Raw genomic sequence first — 21108 nt, 5'->3', positions numbered from 1 at the left:
CTTAGGAAGCATTTCGTGCGGGCGGTCGCATCGCCGATCGCTCCAGGATCATGCGCAGCTGATGCGCGGCCTCACGCCCCTTGTAGGCACGGCGCCATAGTCTATCGACCAGTTGCTCGTAGAGACGCACCGGTTCTTCGTCGGCCGTCAGCATGGCGACGCCGGTGCGGATATTCGGCAGTTCGCCGCCGAGCCGGAATGGGCTCAAGCCCAGCAGCGTGCGCTCGGACGTGCGAAATAGCTGGAAGGTGATGTTGGGCAACGGCTCTTCGATCAGGCCGATCTGAATGCCCATCGGTTCCTGCTCGATCAGCTTGATCAGATGCTCGATCTCGGCGCGCGCAGCGAGCCTGCGCTCGACGATCTCGTTGGCCGGCAGATCAAAGCGACCGACCAGGCCGAGCTTCAACCAGCGTTCGATCTCCGGCATGTTGACGAAATTGACGACGCTGAGATGCCGACGGTCGCGCGCGTTCTTGCGTTCGTCGAGCACATTGATGATCGCGTCGATCTCGGCCTCGTAGTCCTTGCCGTCCTCGGCATAGGAGGGCGCGGCCTCGATCAGCGTCTGCTTGAGCTGGCGTCCGTAATTGTCCGAGGTCAGGAGATAGGACAAAGGCGGGAAGTGGGCGATGACCTGTTCGGATTTCTCCTCGATCTGCCGCATCCGCTCGAAATAGCCGATGGCGTTGGCGTAGTATTCGACGCCGAGGCCGAGCAGGGAGCCAACGGAGGTCTCCAGCACGCTGGCAAGCCGATCGAGCGTCTCGATCTTCACGACCTCGCCGGCTTCGATCCGGTAGACTGCGGCGCGCGACACCCCGAGACGCTCGGCGACCTGTTCCGCCGCGAGCCCGCGGCCCATCCGGTAGGCGCGCAGCCTCTCACCGATCTCGGCAAAGCGGTTGCTCGTCGCGCTCATTTTTGCCTCTCGTCTCATATTTGAGACGAAGGCGTACATGATTTTTGGCCGTCAGGGAAGCGTTAATTCTGCGTTCTCGACACGCTCACCGGAAAACCGCGTCGGGCGTCGGCTGCCTTCAAACGAGTTCGACGGAGGCGATCTTGTTCAACGCATCGATCTGCTGATCGGGCGCGAGCGTGGTCGCGTTGTCGGCATCGCGCACCACCGCAAGCAGCCGCTGGAACGTCGTCTCTGCGACGCCGGCCGGAAGCGGCTCCTCGTCGAAGGAGTCGATGAAGGGATCGAGGATCGAAGACAACAGCCTGTAGACCGCGCGATGCTCCGCATCGGTCTCTGCCAGTTCGTTCGATTTTTGTTGAAGGGCGACGTAGGTCCGAAGACCGGGGTGCTGATGAGAAAGCCAGCTATGCAACTCAACCATGTTGTTTCCTCGTCGGTATTCGAGAAGAAACAACCACTTCTATCACGAAAACCCTGTTAACGCAAGCATTTTATGAAATCGTGGACATGGAACCGTCACATTAGCGCTATCCGGCTTTGTGGAGTCGGCGGGCTGATTTCGGATCCGCTCGACGTCGTTAAACCGTTACACGAGCCGGGCGGCGGCCAGTTCATTCAGGATATGAACCTGCCGGGGCGCCGGCGCGGTCAAGGCGCTCTCGGCCTTGGCGACGATCTCAAGCAGATGCCTGTAGGTTTCTTCGGCGACACCGACCGGAACGGCCTCGCCGTCGTAGCGGGCGATGTATTCCTCGGTGACCCCGGCGAGCAGGCGGAAGAGTGCGCGATGGGGCGCGTCGGTCGTGACGCGCTCAAGCATGTTGTGCCGGAAGGCCTTGAACGTCTTCAGGCCCGGATGCTGATGCGACAGCCAGTCGTAGAGTTCGCCCATGGTGCTTTCTCCCTTTCGCGACGAAGAAAGCGATTGTTTATAGCAGGCCGAAGATGCCGTCGCAACCAAATTTGAGACAAGTTTACAAATTTGTACGGGGTCCAAAAGGCCGCTATTCGCCCCTAAGCCGCTGGTCCTCCGTGACGCGGACATGTTCGGCGCCCCGCGCACCGGTCTCCGACAGTCTCAGCATGCTCAGCGCCGCGCCCACGACCGCAAAGCCGACGCCTGTCAGCAACGCAAGCCGGGTACCTTCCAACGCGAAGCGGGCGAGCAACAGCGACACCAGGGCCGCACCGGTAGTCTGTCCCAACAGGCGCGCAGTTCCCAGCATGCCGCTGGCGCCGCCCGAGCGTTCCCGGGGAGCCGCCGCGATCATGGTGCGGTTGTTCGGCGTCTGGAACAGGCCGAAGCCCGCGCCGGCCACCGCCATCCGCCACGCCACATCGAAAAACGCGGGATGCGACGGCAGCCACGCCAGCGCGCCCAGGCCGAGCGCAAACAGCACCAGCCCAATTCCGCCGAGAAGTCCGGCAGGGTGGCGCTCCACCAGCCGTCCGGCGAGCGGCGCGGCGACCGCCACCGCGATCGGCCAGGGCGTAATCAAAAGACCGATCTCGACCGCAGAATATCCAAACCGGCTTTCGAGGTAGAAAGGGAGTGCGACGAAAGCCAGCATCTGCCCGCAGAACGATGCGATCGATGTCGCAATCGACAGCGCAAAAATCGGAATGCGCAGCAGGTCGAGCGGCAGCAAAGGCGAGGTGACATGTTTCTGCGCGCGGACCAGCAGGAAGCCCGCAACCACCGCGCCGCCGAGCTCGGCGAGTGCAATCGCCGCGTCTTCGCCGTGGCCGACGCTGTCGATCGCGGCAAGTCCGAGGCCAAAGGTGATGGCGCTCAGCGCCGCGCTTTTCCAGTCGAAGTCGTGGCCGGCGGGTTTGGTATACGGCAGATACTTGATGCCGATCGCGAGTGCGACAACGCCAAGCGGGACGTTGATCGCAAACAGATACGGCCATGGACCGACGGCCAGAATGCCCGCCGCGGTCGTCGGCCCGACCGCTGCAGAGATGGCGACCACCATCGCATTGATGCCGATCCCGCGCCCCAACATCTTGCGCGGATAGATATGCCGGACCAGCGCCATGTTGACGGCCATGATCCCGGCAGCGCCAAACCCTTGCAGGATGCGGGCGATCGTCAGCAATGTCAGCGTATGCGTGAGCACGCAAAACAGCGATGCGATCGTGAACAGAAAAAGTCCGGCAATATAGACGCGGCGATAGCCGATGATTTCGCCGAGCGATGCCAGCGGGAGCAGCGAGATCGTGATCGCGAGTTGATAGCCATTGACGATCCAGATCGAGAAGGCGGGGCTCGCATGGAGATCGCGGGCAATCGTCGGCAGCGCCACGTTGGCGATCGCTCCGTCCATCACCGCCATGACCAGGCCGATGGCGATCGTCAGGATCGCCCAGGCTCGCTGCGGCTGCGGCAATCCGTCAGGATGATGAGTCAATTCGTCTGGCTTCACGGTTCGACTAGAGCTCCGATTACGAAGTTCGCATGAAATCGCAGCAACCTCTGATGCGAGCTTCGGAATCAAAGGAGCTCCAGTAACTTATTGATTTGATTAGCGGCTTTGGATTTGAAATTCCTAAGCGAATTCGCCGCACTAGCCCTCGTGTTATCGAATGTTCTGGCTGCCACGGTGTACCTAGTGCTCCGATTCCGAAGTTCGTACCATATTGCGGCTCCACGTTTACGAACTTCGGAATCAAAGGAGCACTAGCCAATTATTTGATTCTAGTGCGGTTTATAATTTGAAGTTCCTAGGACGAGGTCACCGCGAAACTGATAGGAACTTCAAATTCACCGCACTAGACATTTGATGTTGGGATATGTCTGTCACGCATCGCAGTACTGACAACGAGAAGCAATGACGCTGGTTGCTACATCGAGTGCCCGATTGCCGGACTGGAGTTCGCTATCCGAGCGAGGGCGAAGCGCGGCGCTCGATCAATGCCAGGGGCGTCTCGCCCGCCTCGGTCGAAAGCTCCACGCGGTTGAACATATCTATCATGCCGAAGCGCCATGCCAGGGTCCGCTCTCGGGCTTGCCCTATGTTGCCAAGGATATGTTCGCGACCGGGCGCAGCCGGCCATCATGGGGATGCACCATGCCGCAAGCGCCGGCGCTGCCGCGCGGTTCGGTCATCGACCGTCTCGATCTGGCCGGGGCCTGTCTGATCGGCACGGCAACGATGACGGAACTGGCGTACGAAGCATCCGGCATCGGGCGGCGCGGAGCGCTCAATCCATGGCGTTTTGACGCGATCCCCGGCGGCTCCTCGACCGGCTCCGCCATTCTGGTCGCGGCCGGCTGCTGCTTCGCCGCCTTGGGTTCCGACACCGCGGGCTCGGTGCGAATTCCCGCGCATTGCTGCGGCGTCAGCGCGCTCAAACCCGGTTACGGCAGGATTCCGCTGGACGGCGCGATGTCGTTGGCGCCTTCACTCGACACCGCCGGTGTCTTCGCGCGAAGTGCCGCCGATCTTGCTTTGCTGTGGCCCATCGTTTCCGGCGAGACGCAATCCGTATCGGGAGTGCTTTCGCGAGCGGTTGTATTGCAAGATGCGTTCGATTCCAGCGATGTCGAAATCGCCGCCATCGTTCGTGGTGCCGTCGATGTGCTCGCCACAAGCGGCATTGCGCTCGAAGAGCGATCCGGCTTTCCCGAAGAAGCCGACCGGCAAACGCTGATTGTCCTGCAAGCCGAGGCGACCGGGGAACATCGCTCGCGCCTTGAGGATTCTAATATCGACGTCACCTTACGCAAGCGTTTGCGTAAGGGGCTCTCAATTTCGGACCAGGAGCTTGCGTCGGCGTTGGCGGCGCGCAAGGACCTTCGCGATCAATTCATCTTGTCCTGCCTCGGAGAGACCGATGTGGCGTTTTTGCCGGTGATGCCGGTCAGGACGCCCCGTGTGAACGAGGTCGATCCGGCATCCGCGCAGTTCAATCCGCGCGTGCTCTACGCGCTTAGCCGCTTCACTCGCTTCGTCAATTATTTCGGCCTGCCGGCGCTTGCGGTTCCCGCGGGCTTCGACCGTGATGGCATGCCGGTTGGACTGCAAATGATCGGGCGGCCGGGCAGCGAGGCAGTTCTGCTTCAGATCGCCGCAAGGTTGCAGGAACGCACCGACTGGCACGGCCGCGTGCCGATGGAGATCGTATCCGACATTGACGGGCCATGATCAACGGAATGGTCTCGAGGCGCCTTGCCACGTTGCGCAACGGGCGCAATCTGGTGCAGTCTTCCCGTAAGGCTACGATCAATGGGCTGGTCGAAAGGGAGGCGGATCGTGCGGAGATTGAGGCAAGATGCCTGGCTTTGGTTCATCGTGGCGGCGATCGGATGGCTGCCGTTGCCGGCCCAGGCGGTCGGACCCGAACCAGCGCCATTGGCACAACCGGTCGAACTCACGGTCGGCTACCAAAAAGTTGGTCATCTCGCCCCCGTGATCCTCATCGCCGGCGATCTGAAAAAGCTCGGCGTCAATCTCAAGCTGGTCGAATTCGTTCGCTATGCCGATGCGCGCACCGCGCTGCTGGCGGGTTCTCTCGATGCCGCCTCGGTCGGCCCGGCCGATCTTGCGATTTCGCTGGCGCAGGGATCGAACAACGTCGTCGGGCTGATGGGCGTGGGCTCCTCGCCGAAATATGTGATCGGCCGCAACGGCGCGAAGTTCGACAGCTGGGCAGACCTGAAAGGCAAAAAGATCGCGATCGCGCCGGGATCGGCGGTCTGGTTCCAGTTCGCCGCGACGCTGGTTGAAAACAAGATTCCCTATAACAGCTTTCAAGCGGTCAATATTCAGGGCGGCGGCGCCAATTTCGATCAGGCGCTGAAGAAGGGCGAGGTCGATGGCCTCGTCACCTGGGAGCCGTTTGAATCGATTCCGGTGATGGATGGTTACGGCTACTTCGCCAAGGGGCTCGAATACAGCTCGTCGAAGGCAGTCGGTGCCGAACTCGGCATGTTCATGACGACGAAGACGGCGATCGACGGCAAACGCGCCGCGATCGAGCGTTTTGTCTGGGCCTACCTCAAGAAGCAGGAGGAACTCGCCAAGTCGCCTGCCGCTTTCGCCGATGCCTATGCGCAGCTTTCCGGAATGGCTCCCAACGTCGCGGCGCAGGCTTCGAAAATCATCAAGCTCGGCGAAGTGATCTCGCCGGATCAGATCAAGCGCCAGGCCAAGGGCTTTGCCGACCTCGGGGTAATCCAGAAGGATGTCTCCGGCGAAATCGACGCGCATTGGGACGACTCGTTCGTCGAGAAGGCCCTGGGCAATTAGACGGGTAGCAGGGCGAGCGGCGAACCGCGCCGCCTCGCGAGGATTGCGTCAATGTCGATCTCGACGGGACCTATCGCTTCAAGGCAGGAATCCTCCGTTTCCCGCCTGGCGTCGTCGATCCTTTCATCCGTGGCTCGCAGGAATCTTCGGCAAATTCTTCTCGCCATTGTTCTCCCCGTTGTGGTGATCGCACTGTGGCAATGGGAGGGAAACGGCGGCTCGCTGTTTGGCGGTGTGCTGCCGACTCCGGACCGGGTGTGGCATGCGTGGAAAGTGTGGGCGTTTGGCGCGAGCGGCCTCAGCCTCAATCCCTATAGCGGCACCTGGCTTGCCAACTTGCTGTTTTCCGCTGAGCGCGTCGGCAAAGGCTTCTTGCTCGCGATTGTGGTCGCCGTGCCGGTCGGACTTGCGATCGGTTGGAACCGGATTGCATCAGGCAGCCTCGATCCAACCGTTCAACTACTGCGGCCGATCCCGATCACGGCCTGGCTGCCGTTTTCGATCGCGGTGTTCGGCATTCGCGACATGGGCGCGGTGTTCCTGATCGCGCTGGGCGCGTTCTATCCGATCGTGGTCAACTCCGCGCAGGGCGCGCGCGATATCGAGCGTAATCTCGTCCGGGCCGCCATGATGATGGGGGCGGGGCGATGGACGATCCTGCGGCGGGTGGTGTTGCCTGCATCGCTGCCGTCGATCTTCACGGGATTGCGGATCGGACTCGGCATCGCCTGGACCGCGGTCATCGTCGCGGAAATGGTCGCCGTCAAATCCGGTCTCGGCTACGTGCTGTGGGATGCTTACTATGTCGGGCGCATGGACGTCGTCATCGCCGACATGGCGACCATCGGCCTGCTCGGCCTGATCAGCGACCGCGTCATTCTGTTGATTGAGCAATGGGTGCTGGCGTGGCGGCGCCTGCAGTCGTTCCATTCGTGATGGCATGACGATGGGCACGATCACGTTCGAAAATGTATCGAAGACCTTTTCGGGCCAATCGGAGGTCCGGGCGCTCGACGGAATCAATCTTGCGATCGGCGAGGGCGAGTTTGTGGCGCTGCTGGGGCCGTCCGGTTGCGGAAAGTCGACGCTGCTCAATCTGCTAGCCGGCTTCGAAAAGACCACCGAAGGCATTCTGTTGTTCGACGGCAAGACGGTGACGCGGCCGGGCCCCGATCGCGGCGTGGTCTTTCAGGAGGCCGCGTTGTTTCCATGGCTCAATGTCTGGCAAAATGTGATCTTCGGGCCGCAGGTGCAGGGCGTTGCACGTGCCGACTATGAATCCAGGGCGCGGAACCTGCTGAAGCTGGTCGGCCTTGAATCATTCGCTGATGCCTTGCCAGTGCAATTGTCGGGCGGAATGCGCCAACGCGTCGGCATCGCGCGGGTGCTCGCGATGTCGCCGAAAGCGCTTCTGATGGATGAGCCGTTCGGTGCGCTCGATGCGCAGACGCGTTTGTCCATGCAGCAACTGCTGCTCGACGTCTGGCAATCGCTCGGCACCACCGTATTGTTTGTCACCCATGACATCGACGAAGCGATCCTGCTGTCCGACCGTATTTGCGTCATGTCTGCGCGACCTGGCCGCATCATCCGCACCATTCCGATCACGATGCCGCGTCCTCGTTCGATCGCTAGCCTCACCAGCGCGGAATTCGTGGCTTACAAGGCGCGCATCATGTCCGACATGAAGGTCGGCGCCGCTTCGCACTAGAGGTTATCGATGGCAAATCCGCGTATTCCCTATTTGCTCTCGTCGGCGCGAGCGCCGCTGCCGCCGCTTCAGGGAAAGCGAATTCTCGTCCATCTCGTCGTCAACGTCGAGAATTGGCAGTTCGATCAGCCGATGCCGCGCACCATCATCACGCCGCCGCATGGGCGCGAGACGGTGCCCGATGTGCCGAATTTTTCCTGGGCCGATTATGGCATGCGGGCCGGGCTGCCTCGTATCCTCAAGGCGTTTGCATCGCGCGGTCTGCCGGCTTCCGCGAGTTTCAATGCCGGCGTCATCGATGCCTATCCGCAAGCCGCCACGGCAATGCGCGATGCCAGGTGGGAATTCATCGGTCACGGCATGCACCAGAAAGCCATCAATCATGTGGAGGGCGGCGAAGAGGCGGTGATCGGTGCCAGCCTCGACAAGATCGGGAATTTTACCGGACAGCGTCCGCGTGGCTGGTTGTCGCCAGGATTGCGCGAGACCGTCGATACTCCTGACATCCTCAAGCGCAAGGGCGTCGATTACGTCTGCGATTGGGTGGTCGACGACCGCCCGTCCTGGATGACGACCTCGGCCGGTCCGCTGATTGCGATGCCTTACAATCTCGAGATCAACGACTCCATCGTCTACGCCATCGAGCGGCACGCGACCGGCGAGATGGCTCGACGGCTGGAATTCACGCTGCGTCGGTTCGAGACGGAATGCCGCGACGGCGCGATCATGCTGGCGATAGGGCTGCATCCGCATCTGATCGCGGTGCCGCACCGCATCCATGAACTTGAGCGGATGTTGGATCTGCTGACGGCCTCAAGCGACGTTGGCTTCTTTACCGGCAGCCAGCTGGCGGACTGGTACGCGGCTGTCGAACCGGCGCGGACGTAGCGCTAGCGAAGACGTCCAGCTTTCACATTGTCAAATATGACCGGGATCGCAGAGTCATCGGTAGGCCGAGCCTTGACGGGCCGAATGACCTCCGGCTTAGCTGGTTCTGCCAATCAAGATGAGCCTGGACGTTCAATCTGCCGATGGGAGGACACCGAGCATGATGATCCCTGCCAAATTACTTGTCCTGTCGATCATGGTTGCCATTTGGGCGCCGGTGGCGCACGCGCAATACCTTGCGAAGGAATGGCCGGAAGGGCCAGGCAAGCAGCGGTTCGTCGACACCTGCAACGGATGCCACGACATCAATCGCGTTCGCGGTGGCTATACGCCGGAGGGTTGGCTGACGGTCGTGCGGATGATGCAGAACATGCAGGCGCCTGTGCCGGCCGAGGAATGGGGTGGCTTGACCGATTACCTCATGAAGAATTTTCCGGAACGCAAGCGTCCGGCCGCCGCGATCATCGATGGTCCGGTGAAGGTCGGCTTCCACATGTGGGACGTGCCGACGCAGGGCGCGCGCCCACATGATCCACTCGGCGCCCGCGATGGGTCGCTTTGGTGGGCCGCCCAATTGGCCAATAAACTCGGCCGCGTCGACCCGAAGACGGGTGCGATCAGGGAGTACACGCTCAAGTCTCCCTTCACCGGTCCGCATGGGCTGGTCGACGACAAGGACGGCAACATCTGGTTCACGGGAAATCTTACCGGCTTGATCGGAAAGCTCGATCCGAAGACCGGTCTTGTCACCGAATATCGGCTGCCGGATCCGAAGGCGAAGGATCCGCACACCCTCAATTTCGATCAGAAGGGCGTCCTCTGGTTCACGGTGCAGCAGGCCAACATGGTTGGGCGCCTTGATGCAGCGACCGGCTCGATCAAACTCGAGACATCGCCGACGCCAAAGTCGCGGCCTTACGGACTCCAGATCAACGCCAAGGGCATTCCGGTTTTCGTCGAATTCGGCACCAACAAGATTGCCACCATCGATCCCGACACGATGGCGATCAAGGAATACACGTTGCCTGATGCAGGTGCGCGACCGCGGCGTCTTGCCATCGGACCCGATGAGGCCATCTGGTACGCCGATTTCGCGCGCGGCTATCTCGGTAAGCTCGATCTTGTGACTGGTGCCGTCAAGGAGTGGCCATCGCCGAGCGGGCCGAAGTCCGAACCCTACGGCATGGTCTTCACCAAGGGCGCGGTCTGGTACAATGAATCCAACGCCAAGCCGAACACGATCGTCCGCTTCGATCCGGAAAGCGAAAAATTCCAGAGCTGGGCCATTCCCGGCGGAGGGGACATCGTGCGCAACATGTCGGTCTTGCCCGATGGAAACCCGGTGATGGCCAACAGCCTCGTCAACCAGGTGGGAATTGTCGACATCAAGTAGTGTCGTCAGTTTCTAGTGCGGCGAATTTGAAGTTCCTATCGGTTTTGCCGTGAGTTCGTCATAGGAACTTCAAATTCAAAGCCGCTACTCAAATCAATAAGTTGCTAGAGCTCCTTTGATTCCGAAGTTCGCATCGGAGGGGCCGCAATAGCCTGCGAACTTCGGAATCGGAGCTCTATGCGTGTTGAGTCAAGCGCGTCACTGCGACGCGGGGCTGTCCGATCTTTGGTATTGATCGGACGGCTCTTTTGTTTGACTGGCAATCCGGCGAAGTTATTCTCGTCTCTCACATCTGTTTCTCCGATACCGATCCTGCAAAGAAGCGACATGAACCAAGAAGTGGCGTCCGGCTCCGATCAACTCGAATTTGATTACATCGTTGTCGGTGCGGGATCGGCAGGATGCGTGCTCGCCAATCGGCTGACGGCCGACGGTAGACATTCGGTGCTGCTGCTTGAGGCGGGTCCGCGCGATACCAATCGCTGGATTCATATCCCGCTCGGTTACGGCCGCCTGTTCAAGGAAAAGACCGTCAACTGGATGTACCAGACCGAACCGGAGCCGGGCCTTAACGGGCGCAATGTATTCCAGCCGCGCGGCAAGGTGCTTGGCGGATCAAGCTCGATCAACGGTCTGCTTTATGTTCGCGGTCAACATCAGGACTACGACCGCTGGCGCCAGCGCGGTAATCTCGGTTGGGGCTACGAGGACGTTCTGCCTTATTTCAGGAAGGCCGAGGATCAGACGCGCGGCGGCGATGATTTTCACGGCGTTGGCGGGCCGCTCCCGGTTTCGGATTGGCGGCATGACGATCCGCTGTCGGCGGCCTTTGTCGATGCGGCCGTGCAGGTCGGCATTCCCCGCAATCCCGACTTCAACGGCGCGGCACAGGAAGGCGCCGGTTTTTTCCAGACGACGACCAGGGGCGGACGACGGGCGAGCGCGGCGGTCGCCTATCTTCGCCCGGCCAAGGCCCGGCCTAATCTGCATGTCGAGACATCGGCGCTCGCCGAGCGAATTCTGTTCGAGGGACGCCGCGCCGTCGGTGTGACGTACCGTGCTGCAGGCGTTCCGCGCATGGCGCGGGCGCGCAAGGAGATTCTGGTTTCGGGCGGAACTTACAATTCGCCGCAATTGTTGCAGCTCTCGGGCGTCGGTCCGGCGGATCTGTTGCGCGGGCACGGCATTGAGGTCGTGCTGGATGCACCGGGCGTCGGCCACGATCTGCAGGATCATTTGCAGGTCCGCATCGTGATGCGCTGCTCGCAAGCCATCACGCTCAATGACATCGTCAACAATCCTTTCCGCAAGGTGATGACCGGATTGCGCTATGCGGCGTTCCGAACCGGCCCGCTGACGATCGCTGCCGGCACGTCGGGTGCATTCTTCAAGACCAACCCACGATTGGCTTCACCGGATATCCAGATTCATTTTCTGCCGTTCTCGACCGACAAGATGGGTGAGAAGCTGCACGCATTCTCCGGCTTCACGGCGTCGGTGTGCCAGTTGCGCCCTGAGAGCCGCGGGTCGCTTCGGATCAGGAGCGCCGATCCCGCTGCGCCGCCGGAAATACGGATCAACTACCTCGCCAGCGAGGTCGACCGCGCAACCAATGTCGAGGGCCTGAAGATCCTGCGAAAGATCCTGCGTGCGCCGGCGCTAGCGCCTTATGTCGTCGAGGAGGTCGATCCCGGCGACAAGGTCACCAGCGACGAGGCGCTGCTCGCCTATTGCCGGACCCGCGGTTCCACCATCTACCATCCGACCTCGACCTGCCGCATGGGGAACGACCCGCTCGCCGTGGTCGATCAGCAGCTTCGTGTCCGTGGCATCGATAGCCTGCGCGTGGTCGACGCCTCCGTGATGCCCGACCTTGTCTCCGGCAACACCAATGCGCCGGTGATCATGATCGCGGAGAAAGCCTCCGACCTGATCCTGCAGGACGCGCGCTAGTCATCGTTGCTTTGCGGTGCTATTGCATCGGCTCGATCAACACAAACGAGCATAAGTTTGATGCGGCTGCGAATCGGCACACGCAAAAGCGCCATGGCCTTGGCGCAGACCGAGGAGATTGCACGCCGTCTGGCAGCAGCAGCGCCCGGCGTCGATGTCGAGATCGTCAAATTCGAGACGACAGGCGACATCGACCAGACCGGCAAGCTCTTGCCCCATGGCGGCAAGGGCGGCGCTTTTGTCGCCGAAATCCGACAGGCCGTCCGCGTCGGTCAGTTGCAGGCGGCGATGCATTCGCTCAAGGACATGCCGGGCAACGAGGACACGCCGGGACTGGCGATCGGCGCCACACTTTCGCGCGATCCGGCGAGCGACGTGCTTGTGCTGCGACCGGGCGTTTCGATCGAGCAATTGAAAGCTTCGCACGGCAAGGGATTCAAGATCGGCACCAATGCCGTGCGCCGCGCGGCCTACGCGCGCCGGCTGTTTCCCGACGTCGAGGTTATCCACTACCGCGGTGCTGCCGATACGCGCGTGCGCAAGCTCGATCATCTTGAAAAGCAGCGCCTTGCGGATGGCGGCGCGGTGGGACCAGCGGATGCGCTGATCATGGCCCGCTCGGGTCTTGAGCGGGTCGGCCTTGCAAGCCGTGTCGCCTACGAATTCTCAAGCGCCGAGATGCTGCCGGCGGTGGGGCAGGGCATCGTCGCGGTGGAGTGTGCCGCAGACGATTGGGCCACGCGAAGCATCCTGGCGAAGATCGACGATCTTACAGCGCGACGCTGCGCTGATGCCGAGCGCGAAGTGCTGTGGGTGCTCAACGGTCATTGCAATTCGCCGATCGCGGGATTGGCGACGACCGACGGTACGCAGATGTCGTTGACGGCTTCCGTGCTGGACGAAGATGGTCAGCGCTTCATCAAGGTGGCGCGCTCCGGGCCTGCCGATCGGCCGCGCGAACTTGGCCGCGCAGTCGGGCTCGAACTACTGGCCAAAGGCGCGGCCGGGATCATCGAGCGCAGCCGGCCGAAATAAAATCACGCCTCGTAAGCCCGCACGCGCTTGATCATCTGCTCGACATGGGCGATGGGCGTTTCCGGCAAGATGCCGTGGCCGAGGTTGAAGATCAGTCGTCCGCGACCGTAATTCTCCAGCACATCATCGATCGCGCGATCGAGCGCATCGCCGCCCGCGATCAGCGCCAGCGGATCGAGATTGCCCTGAACCGCGACCCGGTTTTGCACACGCTCGCGGATCAGCGCTGGTTCAGCCGCCCAGTCGATGCTGACGCCGTTGACACCGGTTGCTCCCACATAGTCCGGCAGCAATGCGCCGGCGCCCCTCGGAAAGCCGATGATCTGCGCATCCGGAATCTGTTGGCGAACCCCCTCGACAATGCGGCGTGTGGGTTCGATTGACCAGCGGGCGAACTCGCGCGGCGGCAGCACGCCGGCCCATGTGTCGAAAATCTGCACGGCGTCGGCGCCGGCCCTGAGCTGTCCGACGAGGTACGGGATCGAATTCGCAACCAGCGCGTCGATAATTTTTTCGAAGGCCTTGGGGTGCCGATAGGCCAGCATTCGAGCCGGCGCCTGATCCGGCGTGCCCTGGCCTGCCACCATGTAGGTCGCGACCGTCCACGGCGCGCCGCAGAAGCCGATCAACGCCGTTTGGGCATCGAGCTCGCGTTTCACCCGGCGCAGGGCTTCGAACACCGGCTCAAGCTTCGCGAAATCAGCCTGCGCTGCAAGCGTGGCAACTTTCTCCGGCGTATCCAGCGGCTCGAGCCGTGGGCCTTCGCCAGCTTCAAACCGAACCGAGCGGCCGAGCGCATGTGGAATGACAAGGATGTCGGAGAAGATGATCGCGGCATCGAAGCCGAAGCGGCGGATCGGCTGAAGGGTCACCTCGGCGGCATGTTCGGGCGTGAAGCACAGATCGAGAAAGCTGCCTGCCTTCGCCCTCAGTTCCCGATATTCCGGCAAGTACCGGCCGGCCTGCCGCATCATCCAGATTGGCGGCACCGCTTGCTTTCGGCCGGAGAGCACTTCGAGGAATGGTTTTTTCATAGGCGCTTCGAGATACGATCCATCGGTTCCTGATACACCAAGAAAAGCTTACGAAGACAAGATTGTTTGCCGCCGGGATGGGTGGTCGCGAATTTTTGCCAGGGGAACGCCTGCACTTCAGGCGCGTTAACCAGGCCGGAGGCGTATCATGACCGATAAATTCAATCCGGCGCCGCATGACAAGCACGCCACCAAGGCCCGTGACGCCGTTGCGGCCGATCAGGAAATGCACCGGAGGCTCGAGGAGGGCCTGGTCGGCAGTTTTCCGGCTTCCGACCCCGCGAGTGCCGTGCAGCCGTCCCCCTCAAAGCCGCATCGCGGCGATGAAAAGAACCGGAAAAGCCGGCAGCACTGACAACGTTGCGTTTCGGGCGTGAGAACGCGCCGTCCTTCAATAATGCGGCGGCGCCTCATTCGCCGGGCGCGGCATCTGGCTTTCAGCTTCCTGCAGCCGTTCGCTGAGGGCCATAAGCTGGCGCGTCAATGCGTCGATTTTCGCCCACTGTTCGGTGATGGTCTTGTTCAGCGTCTCGATGGTGTCGTCCTGAAACGCGAGCCGCGCTTCAAGCGTGTCGATGCGGTCGGTGAGCGTGTTGAGATCACTCATCGCTTTGCTGCCCCACACGTCGCTCGCGCAAGCCATGACCGAGCCTGACACGCTCGTCGAAGACGAAGCACGCGCCGCGCCAGCGGCTTTTCGTTTCCGCGACGTGTTCGAGATAATTCAGGATACCGCCCTTCAGGTGATAGACCTCGGCAAAGCCTTGCGAGAGTAGATAGCTTGACGCCTTTTCGCAGCGGATGCCTCCAGTGCAGAACATCGCGATTTTCCGGTCCCGCGCCGGATCGAGATGGCGGGCGGCAAATTGCTTGAATTGACCGAAGCTTGCAATCGCCGGATCGATGGCGCCCTCAAATGTGCCGATCGCAACTTCGAACGCGTTACGCGCGTCGATCAACACCGTGCCGGGGGAGGCGATCAAATCGTTCCAGTCTTCCGGCGCCACGTAGGTGCCGACCTGCTTCGTCGGATCGGCCGCCGCATCGCCGAAGGTAACGATCTCCTTCTTCATCCGGATCTTGAGCCGGCCGAACGGCATCGCCAAAGCGGAGGAGAATTTGAGCTCCAGGCGGTCGAGCCGGCCGCCAAACAGTTTGCCCTCGCGTAGCGTTGCCGCGAACTGGTCGATGGCCTTGGGAAGGCCGGCCAGCGTGCCGTTGATCCCCTCATGCGCCAACAGAACGCTGCCTTTTAAGGCCAGATCGCCGCACAACGCCCGCAGCGGCTGGCGCAGATCGCGGAAGTCCGGCAGGGATGCGAATTGGTAAAAGGCGGCGACCTTGTAAGGCATTGTGGTCAACTAGCAGCTGGTAGCGCGGAAGGGCAGGGGTCTGCCTACACATATGCATCGCACAGCATTGCGCAGGCGCTATTGAATATGCCAAGTAACGCCGCAATACGGCAATTCGCCCTGAAAACAACCGAAAAGCGCACAAAGTGAGCCATTTGGTATGAGGAATTTCCATTTCGCCGGCCGCTCGACGGTCCATTCCCGGAACGCCATGGTGGCGACGTCCCATCCGCTGGCGGCGCTGACGGCGATCGAGGTGCTGCGTTCGGGCGGGACGGCCGCGGACGCGGCGGTGGCGGCTTCGGCGCTGCTCGCGGTGATCGAGCCGCAATCGACCGGAATCGGCGGCGACTGCTTTGCGCTGATGCAGCCAAGGGGCGAGGGCAAGATCGTCGCCTATAACGGCTCCGGCCGCGCGCCAAATGCGGCGGCGCCGGAATGGTATCTCGAGCGCAACATCCGCGCGATCCCGCTGACATCGGCGCATTCGGTCACCGTCCCCGGTTCGATCGATGCCTGGGCGACGATCCTGCGCGATCATGGCAAGTTTGGCTTCGACACCCTGTTTCAACCGGCGATCAAGGCTGCCGAAGAAGGGTATGTTGTCGCACCGCGCATTGCGTTCGATTGGAAGAACGGCTTCGAGAAGCTGAAGAAGGGCGTCAACGCCGAGCGCTACCTATTGCCGCACGGCAAGGCGGCGGTGGCCGGCGACGTGATCAAGCAGCCGGAGCTTGGCCAGACGCTGCGGGCAATCGCCAAAGGCGGGCCCGATGCCTTCTACAAGGGCGCGATCGCCGAGGACATGGTTGAGACCCTGCGGACAGCAGGCGGTCTGCACACGCTCGAGGATTTCGCCAACCATTCCACCGAGACCACGGTGCCGATCGGCACCATGTATAAAGGTCTCGACGTCTGGCAGTGCCCGCCAAACGGGCCCGGCATCACCATGCTGGTGATGCTGAATATCCTGTCACACTTCGATCTGACGAAGTTCGCGCCGGTAAGCGTTGAACGCTTTCATCTCGAGGCCGAGGCTGCGCGCGTCGCCTACATGATGCGCGAGCAGCACATCGGCGATCCCGCGCACGTCAAGGTCGATGTCGCGCGGATCTTGGCCAAGGAATTCGCGGACGAGTGGGCTGGCAAGATCCGTATGGACCGGATGCTCGATCTGCCAATCGTCTCGCCGCCGATGAACCCGTCGACGATCTACGTCACGGTGGTCGACAAGGACCGCAACGTCTGCTCGTTCATCAACTCGGTCGCCCATTCCTGGGGTTCTGCGATCGTCTCCAACAAGACCGGCGTCCTGTTCCAGAACCGCGGCGCCGGCTTCCGCATCGAGCCCGGCCATCCGAACTGCATCGCGCCGGGCAAGCGTCCGCTGCATACCATCATCCCGGCGCTTGCGACCAAGGGCGGCCGCGCCGTGATGCCGTTCGGCGTCATGGGCGGTCAATATCAGCCGGTTGGCCAGACCCGCGTGCTGACCAATATCCTGGACTATGGATGCGACGTGCAGGAGGCGATCGATATGCCGCGTGGCCTGCATTACGAGGGTGTCTATCAGCTCGAAGACAGCGTGCCGGCGGACATCGTCGCAGGTCTCGAGAGGCTCGGACACCAGACCACCAAGGTCATTCCGCCGCTCGGTGGCGGTCAGGCGATCTGGATTGATTTGGAAAAGGGAACGCTGACCGGCGGCTCGGATCCCCGCAAGGATGGCTGCGCGCTCGGTTATTGAGGATCAGCCACGCGTGATCCAGCCTCAACGAAGCTGGTCTTGCCGGAGGCGTTGGGTTAGACAGGCGCCCGATCATTTTGAGAAGGTATGCCACCATGCGACGTTTTACGCGCCCGACGTTTTCCACCCTGGCCGCCAGTGCATTGATCGCTCTCGCCGCCTCATTCGTTTCGCTGCCGGGCACGGCAATGGCGCAGACACCGGGAAAAGCCATGACCACAGCTTCAGGACTCCAGATCATCGACACCAAGGTTGGCACCGGCCCCATGCCGAAGCCTGGCCAGATTTGTGTCGTGCACTACACCGGTTGGCTCTACGAGGAGGGCAAGAAGGGCAAGAAGTTCGACTCCTCGGTCGACCGCAACGAGCCGCTGGAATTTCCGGTCGGGCAGCGCAAGGTGATTGCTGGCTGGGATGAGGGCGTGTCCTCGATGAAGGTCGGTGGCAAGCGCACCCTGATCATTCCGCCTGCGCTTGGCTATGGCGCGCGCGGCGCAGGCGGCGTCATCCCTCCGAATGCGACCTTGATCTTCGATGTCGAATTGCTCGGTGTGAGGGGCTGACGGTTCCTGATCGTTCAGGCGACTAGTGCTCCGATTCCGAAGTTCGTGTTACATCTCAGCGCGCACCTTTCACGAACTTCGGAAAGTCATGGGCACAAGCAAACCTATGATTCTAGTGCGGCTTTGAATTTGAAGTTCCTATAACGAACTCACGGCGAAACTGATAGAAACTTCAAATTCGCCGCACTAGCTAACTGGAAGGCAGCGACATGTCGAAATCGCACGATCACGATCATGATCATTTGGGACATTCGCACGATCACGGCAAGTCGCGCTGGAAGCATGATGGCGTTCGGGTCATTCCCGGCAATCAACTCGATCCCAACGTGCCCTCGACCGCCGGCATGGACCGCAAGGCCGCGATCAATTTTGCGCGCGTCGGCGCCCAGAAATTGTGGGCCGGAACGGTGACCATCAAGCCCGATGCCAAGACCGGCGCGCATCATCACGGCCATCTCGAGAGCATCATCTACGTCGTCAAGGGCAAGGCGCGGATGCGATGGGGCGACCATCTCGAATTCACGGCGGAGGCAAACCCCGGCGATTTCATTTTCGTCCCGCCTTACGTGCCGCATCAGGAGATCAACGCCAGCCCCGACGAGCCGCTGGAATGTGTGCTGGTGCGTAGCGATGGCGAAGCGGTCGCCATCAATCTCGACATCGAACCGGTTGAGAAGCCCGAAAAGGTGCTGTGGGTCGACCCCGTGCACCGCGATCCCAAAGGCGCATGACCAAGAGCGCTCGAGCAATCGTTTCAAGAACGCTTAAACACGGCGTCGTTACCCAATGCGACACCGCAAGATGAATCTTGCGGCGCTGGATATCTTCCGGCCCCTTCTGCCGTCTGCTAAATTGTCGACAGACTTGAGAAATGGCGATTTCATTAGATGAAAATCGCTAGTGTGGCGCCTCTGAACGTTCCGTTCGGTGTTGCTGCGAGTTTGACAGTCGGGATTCACGAGACAAAAAATCAAGACCAAAAACTTCGGAGAGGAATCGTGACGCAATCCAATCAATCGCTCGTCAATCAGCCGTTCGGGCGCCGCACGTTGATCAAGGGTGCAGGTCTCGGCCTCGTTGCCGGCAGCCTGTCGGCCGCGCTGCCTGCGCAAAGCGCCAGTGCTGCGGAAGGCGAGATCTGGAGCAGCGAATATTGGGCGAAGAAGGGCGATGTGCCGTTGTGGATGTTCCGCAAGCGCGTCGGCGCGCCGAAAGCCGGCGAACCTTCCAAGCCGGTGCTGTTCTTCGTGCACGGCTCGTCGGTGACATCGCGCTGCTTCGACCTCCATGTGCCCGGCCATGGCGAATATTCGGTGATGGACGAGTTTGCCCGTTACGGCTTCGACTGCTGGACCATGGACCACGAAAACTACGGCAAGTCCGGGCGCACCTCTGGCAATTCCGATATCCAGAGCGGCGTCCAGGATCTCAAGGCGGCGGTCGAAATTCTCACGCGTGAAACCGGGCGGCAGAAATATCACTTCCTCGGCGAATCCTCCGGTGCGATCCGCGCCGGCGCCTTTGCGCAAGTTGCGCCCGATCACGTCGATCGTCTCGTGCTCGCCGCGTTCACCTATAAGGGTGAAAATTCGCCGACGCTTACCAAGCGCGCCGAGAAGCTCGACTATTATCGTACGCATAATATGCGCGAACGCGATCGCGACATGATCCGTTCGATCGCGACCCGCGACAAGCCGGGCACCAGCGAACAAGCGGCCGTCGATGCGTTGGCCGACGTGGAAATGCAGTTCGGCGATCAGGTGCCGACGGGTACCTATCTCGACATGACGGCCAATCTGCCGCTGGTCGATCCCAAGAAGGTCATGGCAGCCACACTTCTTATCCGCGGCGAATATGACGGCATCGCCACCATCGCGGACCTTCAGGATTTCTTCAGCCAGCTGCCGACTGGCGACCGCCAATTCATCATCTTGCCCGGTGTCGCCCACTCGGTCGTGCTGGCCACTAACAGGCAATTGTTCTGGCATGCTGCCAAATCGTTCCTGACGATGCCGACGCCGATTGCGACCTGACAACAAGACGATCTCTTCAAGGTTTGAGCGATGGCCGGGCTTTGCCCCGGCCATTTTTCTGTCTGCGGTTATATCGGTTTCGAGGTGCCGCCCGCAGGCGCAAAAATTCCGGAAATCCGATGTCGGATGTAGGCTCCGTCGTTCGTCCTCCGGCTGACGTCACCCACGAAGGAGAGTTCCGCCATGTCCAAGATCGCGCCCTGCCTGTGGTTCAACGGCGAAGCCGAAGAAGCCGCAAACTTCTACGTATCGTTGCTGCCGGACTCCCGGATCAACAAGATCCAGCGGAATCCGGTCGACGGTCCGGCCGGCCAGGCGGGGAAAGTGCTGGTGGTCAGTTTCACCCTGGCCGGCCAGGAATACATGGCCCTCAATGGCGGGTCGCGGTTCGAGTTTACGCACGCGATTTCGTTCAAGATCGACTGCGCCGACCAGGCCGAGGTCGATCGCCTTTGGGATGCGCTGTCGTCCGAGGGTGGCTCGTCCCTCCAATGCGGATGGGTGCGCGATCGCTATGGCGTGTCCTGGCAGATCGTACCGTCGGTGCTGCCGCAATTGCTCGGTGGATCGGACGAATCCGGTGCCAAACGTGCGATGCAAGCGATGCTCGGCATGAACAAGCTCGATATCGCCGAACTGCGCCGTGCCTATGAGGGAAGATCCGCGGCGTAATCCTCTTTGTGGGGGGCTCTTGGCAGGGCGTTACCGGCAATCGCCGCGTCGCAAAGCGGTCGCTTCCCTGCCGAGGTGCGAACAAAGAATCGGCCAGATGGGCTTCTAAAGATGGCGTAGTGCCGCCTTTTTCGAAGTTCGTGCTCCACTTCAGCATGCACACGGGCACCAGCTGCGATGACTATTTGCGTGAGTGACATCAACTGTCTCTGTTTCCGAAACAAACCAAACCAAACGGATATCAGGCGACGCGCCCGATCTTGCCGGGGCAGATGGGAACCCCGGTCTCGGTGCTGATCGGCTCGGTCATCATTGCTGTCGCCCTTTTGCTGTCCACGCTGATCACGGCAGTCGGGACGCGCTTCAGCGGCATGGAAAGCGGGCTCGAGGACAATGTGTGGCTAATCGACCGCCTTACCGGCAGCGTCTACCGCTGCAAGGCGACCGAACTCGGCAGGGCCACCTGCGCTGCCGAGACCGCCACCGGCAGCATCGGCGACCACCCAAAGCCCTGACCGACCTGATCCATTTGGCTTGCGCGCCTGTT

General features: G+C 61.3%; 22 protein-coding genes. 15 read left to right on the top strand and 7 right to left on the bottom strand.

Annotated features, from left to right (window positions below; genetic code table 11):
• Position 1: 1 nt before the first annotated feature.
• From M6D32_RS09740 to M6D32_RS09725, 4 genes are all read right to left on the bottom strand, one after another.
• Positions 2-922 carry a helix-turn-helix transcriptional regulator gene (locus tag M6D32_RS09740; protein ID WP_298255689.1) on the bottom strand — a complete coding sequence of 307 codons (921 nt, stop codon included), beginning with the start codon at positions 920-922 and terminating at the stop codon, positions 2-4.
• A 118-nt stretch (positions 923-1040) separates the two neighbouring features.
• Positions 1041-1346 (bottom strand): hypothetical protein, encoded by a 306-nt coding sequence (locus M6D32_RS09735; RefSeq protein WP_298255688.1) that lies wholly within the window; start codon positions 1344-1346, stop codon positions 1041-1043.
• 165 nt (positions 1347-1511) lie between these two features.
• On the bottom strand, positions 1512-1817 hold the full coding sequence (locus tag M6D32_RS09730) for a hypothetical protein (protein ID WP_298255687.1): 306 nt from the start codon (positions 1815-1817) through the stop codon (positions 1512-1514).
• A 112-nt stretch (positions 1818-1929) separates the two neighbouring features.
• Positions 1930-3339 carry an MFS transporter gene (locus M6D32_RS09725; protein WP_298255686.1) on the bottom strand — a complete coding sequence of 470 codons (1410 nt, stop codon included), beginning with the start codon at positions 3337-3339 and terminating at the stop codon, positions 1930-1932.
• Positions 3340-3759: 420 nt separating this feature from the next.
• Here M6D32_RS09725 and M6D32_RS09720 point away from each other — a divergent pair, with 420 nt between their 5' ends.
• The 8 genes from M6D32_RS09720 (at position 3760) to hemC (ending at position 13160) form a co-directional block, all read left to right on the top strand.
• Positions 3760-5076, top strand: a complete 1317-nt coding sequence (locus tag M6D32_RS09720) for an amidase (RefSeq protein WP_298255685.1) — start codon at positions 3760-3762, stop codon at positions 5074-5076.
• A gap of 108 nt (positions 5077-5184) precedes the next feature.
• The gene (locus M6D32_RS09715; RefSeq protein ID WP_298255684.1) at positions 5185-6180 is read left to right on the top strand and encodes an ABC transporter substrate-binding protein; all 996 of its coding nucleotides are present in this window, start codon (positions 5185-5187) and stop codon (positions 6178-6180) included.
• Between the two features lie 51 nt (positions 6181-6231).
• Positions 6232-7116, top strand: a complete 885-nt coding sequence (locus M6D32_RS09710) for an ABC transporter permease (RefSeq protein WP_298255683.1) — start codon at positions 6232-6234, stop codon at positions 7114-7116.
• A gap of 10 nt (positions 7117-7126) precedes the next feature.
• Positions 7127-7891, top strand: a complete 765-nt coding sequence (locus tag M6D32_RS09705) for an ABC transporter ATP-binding protein (RefSeq protein WP_298255682.1) — start codon at positions 7127-7129, stop codon at positions 7889-7891.
• A 9-nt stretch (positions 7892-7900) separates the two neighbouring features.
• Complete coding sequence (locus M6D32_RS09700; RefSeq protein WP_298255681.1) at positions 7901-8779, top strand: polysaccharide deacetylase family protein; 879 nt, start codon at positions 7901-7903, stop codon at positions 8777-8779.
• Between the two features lie 160 nt (positions 8780-8939).
• On the top strand, positions 8940-10172 hold the full coding sequence (locus M6D32_RS09695; RefSeq protein ID WP_298255680.1) for a hypothetical protein: 1233 nt from the start codon (positions 8940-8942) through the stop codon (positions 10170-10172).
• Between the two features lie 327 nt (positions 10173-10499).
• Complete coding sequence (locus M6D32_RS09690; RefSeq protein ID WP_298255679.1) at positions 10500-12125, top strand: choline dehydrogenase; 1626 nt, start codon at positions 10500-10502, stop codon at positions 12123-12125.
• A 60-nt stretch (positions 12126-12185) separates the two neighbouring features.
• Positions 12186-13160: a hydroxymethylbilane synthase gene (gene hemC / locus M6D32_RS09685; protein WP_298255678.1), complete on the top strand. Its 975-nt coding sequence runs from the start codon at positions 12186-12188 to the stop codon at positions 13158-13160.
• A gap of 2 nt (positions 13161-13162) precedes the next feature.
• On the opposite strand, the gene hemE is transcribed toward hemC, so the two are convergent.
• The gene (gene hemE / locus M6D32_RS09680) at positions 13163-14194 is read right to left on the bottom strand and encodes a uroporphyrinogen decarboxylase (RefSeq protein WP_298255677.1); all 1032 of its coding nucleotides are present in this window, start codon (positions 14192-14194) and stop codon (positions 13163-13165) included.
• Positions 14195-14342: 148 nt separating this feature from the next.
• On the opposite strand from hemE, the gene M6D32_RS09675 reads away from it, so the two are divergent.
• A complete protein-coding gene (locus M6D32_RS09675) occupies positions 14343-14549 on the top strand; it encodes a hypothetical protein (RefSeq protein ID WP_298255676.1) in 207 nt (68 codons plus the stop codon).
• A 36-nt stretch (positions 14550-14585) separates the two neighbouring features.
• On the opposite strand, the gene M6D32_RS09670 is transcribed toward M6D32_RS09675, so the two are convergent.
• Positions 14586-14801: a SlyX family protein gene (locus M6D32_RS09670; RefSeq protein WP_298255675.1), complete on the bottom strand. Its 216-nt coding sequence runs from the start codon at positions 14799-14801 to the stop codon at positions 14586-14588.
• Positions 14794-15546, bottom strand: coding sequence for a rhodanese-related sulfurtransferase (locus M6D32_RS09665; protein ID WP_298255674.1), 753 nt, complete (start codon positions 15544-15546; stop codon positions 14794-14796). The genes M6D32_RS09670 and M6D32_RS09665 overlap by 8 nt, the downstream gene beginning before the upstream one ends.
• Before the next feature lie 160 nt (positions 15547-15706).
• On the opposite strand from M6D32_RS09665, the gene ggt reads away from it, so the two are divergent.
• The 6 genes from ggt to M6D32_RS09635 all read left to right on the top strand — a co-directional run bounded on the left by ggt (position 15707) and on the right by M6D32_RS09635 (position 21076).
• Positions 15707-17293, top strand: a complete 1587-nt coding sequence (ggt, locus tag M6D32_RS09660; protein WP_298255673.1) for a gamma-glutamyltransferase — start codon at positions 15707-15709, stop codon at positions 17291-17293.
• Between the two features lie 95 nt (positions 17294-17388).
• Entirely contained in the window at positions 17389-17856 is a 468-nt protein-coding gene (locus tag M6D32_RS09655) for an FKBP-type peptidyl-prolyl cis-trans isomerase (protein ID WP_298255672.1), read from the top strand.
• A gap of 209 nt (positions 17857-18065) precedes the next feature.
• Complete coding sequence (locus M6D32_RS09650) at positions 18066-18587, top strand: cupin domain-containing protein (RefSeq protein ID WP_298255671.1); 522 nt, start codon at positions 18066-18068, stop codon at positions 18585-18587.
• Positions 18588-18854: 267 nt separating this feature from the next.
• Positions 18855-19889 carry an alpha/beta fold hydrolase gene (locus M6D32_RS09645; protein WP_298255670.1) on the top strand — a complete coding sequence of 345 codons (1035 nt, stop codon included), beginning with the start codon at positions 18855-18857 and terminating at the stop codon, positions 19887-19889.
• Between the two features lie 183 nt (positions 19890-20072).
• Positions 20073-20561, top strand: coding sequence for a VOC family protein (locus M6D32_RS09640; RefSeq protein WP_298255669.1), 489 nt, complete (start codon positions 20073-20075; stop codon positions 20559-20561).
• A 272-nt stretch (positions 20562-20833) separates the two neighbouring features.
• A complete protein-coding gene (locus tag M6D32_RS09635) occupies positions 20834-21076 on the top strand; it encodes a hypothetical protein (protein WP_298255668.1) in 243 nt (80 codons plus the stop codon).
• The last annotated feature ends 32 nt before the right edge of the window (positions 21077-21108 follow it).

The sequence above is a fragment of the Bradyrhizobium sp. genome, assembly GCF_027307225.1.
Lineage (GTDB): Bacteria > Pseudomonadota > Alphaproteobacteria > Rhizobiales > Xanthobacteraceae > Bradyrhizobium.
This window is presented reverse-complemented; position numbering and strand designations above follow the sequence as displayed.

Bases quoted from the DNA above. Each gene is read 5' to 3' on its own strand.
- M6D32_RS09740 (WP_298255689.1), bottom strand. From the start codon at position 922: ATGAGCGCGACGAGCAACCGCTTTGCCGAGATCGGTGAGAGGCTGCGC.
- M6D32_RS09730 (WP_298255687.1), bottom strand. From the start codon at position 1,817: ATGGGCGAACTCTACGACTGGCTGTCGCATCAGCATCCGGGCCTGAAG.
- M6D32_RS09665 (WP_298255674.1), bottom strand. From the start codon at position 15,546: ATGCCTTACAAGGTCGCCGCCTTTTACCAATTCGCATCCCTGCCGGAC.
- M6D32_RS09640 (WP_298255669.1), top strand. From the start codon at position 20,073: ATGTCCAAGATCGCGCCCTGCCTGTGGTTCAACGGCGAAGCCGAAGAA.
- M6D32_RS09675 (WP_298255676.1), top strand. From the start codon at position 14,343: ATGACCGATAAATTCAATCCGGCGCCGCATGACAAGCACGCCACCAAG.
- M6D32_RS09720 (WP_298255685.1), top strand. From the start codon at position 3,760: ATGACGCTGGTTGCTACATCGAGTGCCCGATTGCCGGACTGGAGTTCG.
- M6D32_RS09690 (WP_298255679.1), top strand. From the start codon at position 10,500: ATGAACCAAGAAGTGGCGTCCGGCTCCGATCAACTCGAATTTGATTAC.
- hemC (WP_298255678.1), top strand. From the start codon at position 12,186: ATGCGGCTGCGAATCGGCACACGCAAAAGCGCCATGGCCTTGGCGCAG.
- M6D32_RS09695 (WP_298255680.1), top strand. From the start codon at position 8,940: ATGATGATCCCTGCCAAATTACTTGTCCTGTCGATCATGGTTGCCATT.
- M6D32_RS09635 (WP_298255668.1), top strand. From the start codon at position 20,834: ATGGGAACCCCGGTCTCGGTGCTGATCGGCTCGGTCATCATTGCTGTC.
- M6D32_RS09700 (WP_298255681.1), top strand. From the start codon at position 7,901: ATGGCAAATCCGCGTATTCCCTATTTGCTCTCGTCGGCGCGAGCGCCG.
- M6D32_RS09655 (WP_298255672.1), top strand. From the start codon at position 17,389: ATGCGACGTTTTACGCGCCCGACGTTTTCCACCCTGGCCGCCAGTGCA.
- M6D32_RS09670 (WP_298255675.1), bottom strand. From the start codon at position 14,801: ATGAGTGATCTCAACACGCTCACCGACCGCATCGACACGCTTGAAGCG.
- M6D32_RS09710 (WP_298255683.1), top strand. From the start codon at position 6,232: ATGTCGATCTCGACGGGACCTATCGCTTCAAGGCAGGAATCCTCCGTT.
- hemE (WP_298255677.1), bottom strand. From the start codon at position 14,194: ATGAAAAAACCATTCCTCGAAGTGCTCTCCGGCCGAAAGCAAGCGGTG.
- ggt (WP_298255673.1), top strand. From the start codon at position 15,707: ATGAGGAATTTCCATTTCGCCGGCCGCTCGACGGTCCATTCCCGGAAC.
- M6D32_RS09650 (WP_298255671.1), top strand. From the start codon at position 18,066: ATGTCGAAATCGCACGATCACGATCATGATCATTTGGGACATTCGCAC.
- M6D32_RS09735 (WP_298255688.1), bottom strand. From the start codon at position 1,346: ATGGTTGAGTTGCATAGCTGGCTTTCTCATCAGCACCCCGGTCTTCGG.
- M6D32_RS09705 (WP_298255682.1), top strand. From the start codon at position 7,127: ATGGGCACGATCACGTTCGAAAATGTATCGAAGACCTTTTCGGGCCAA.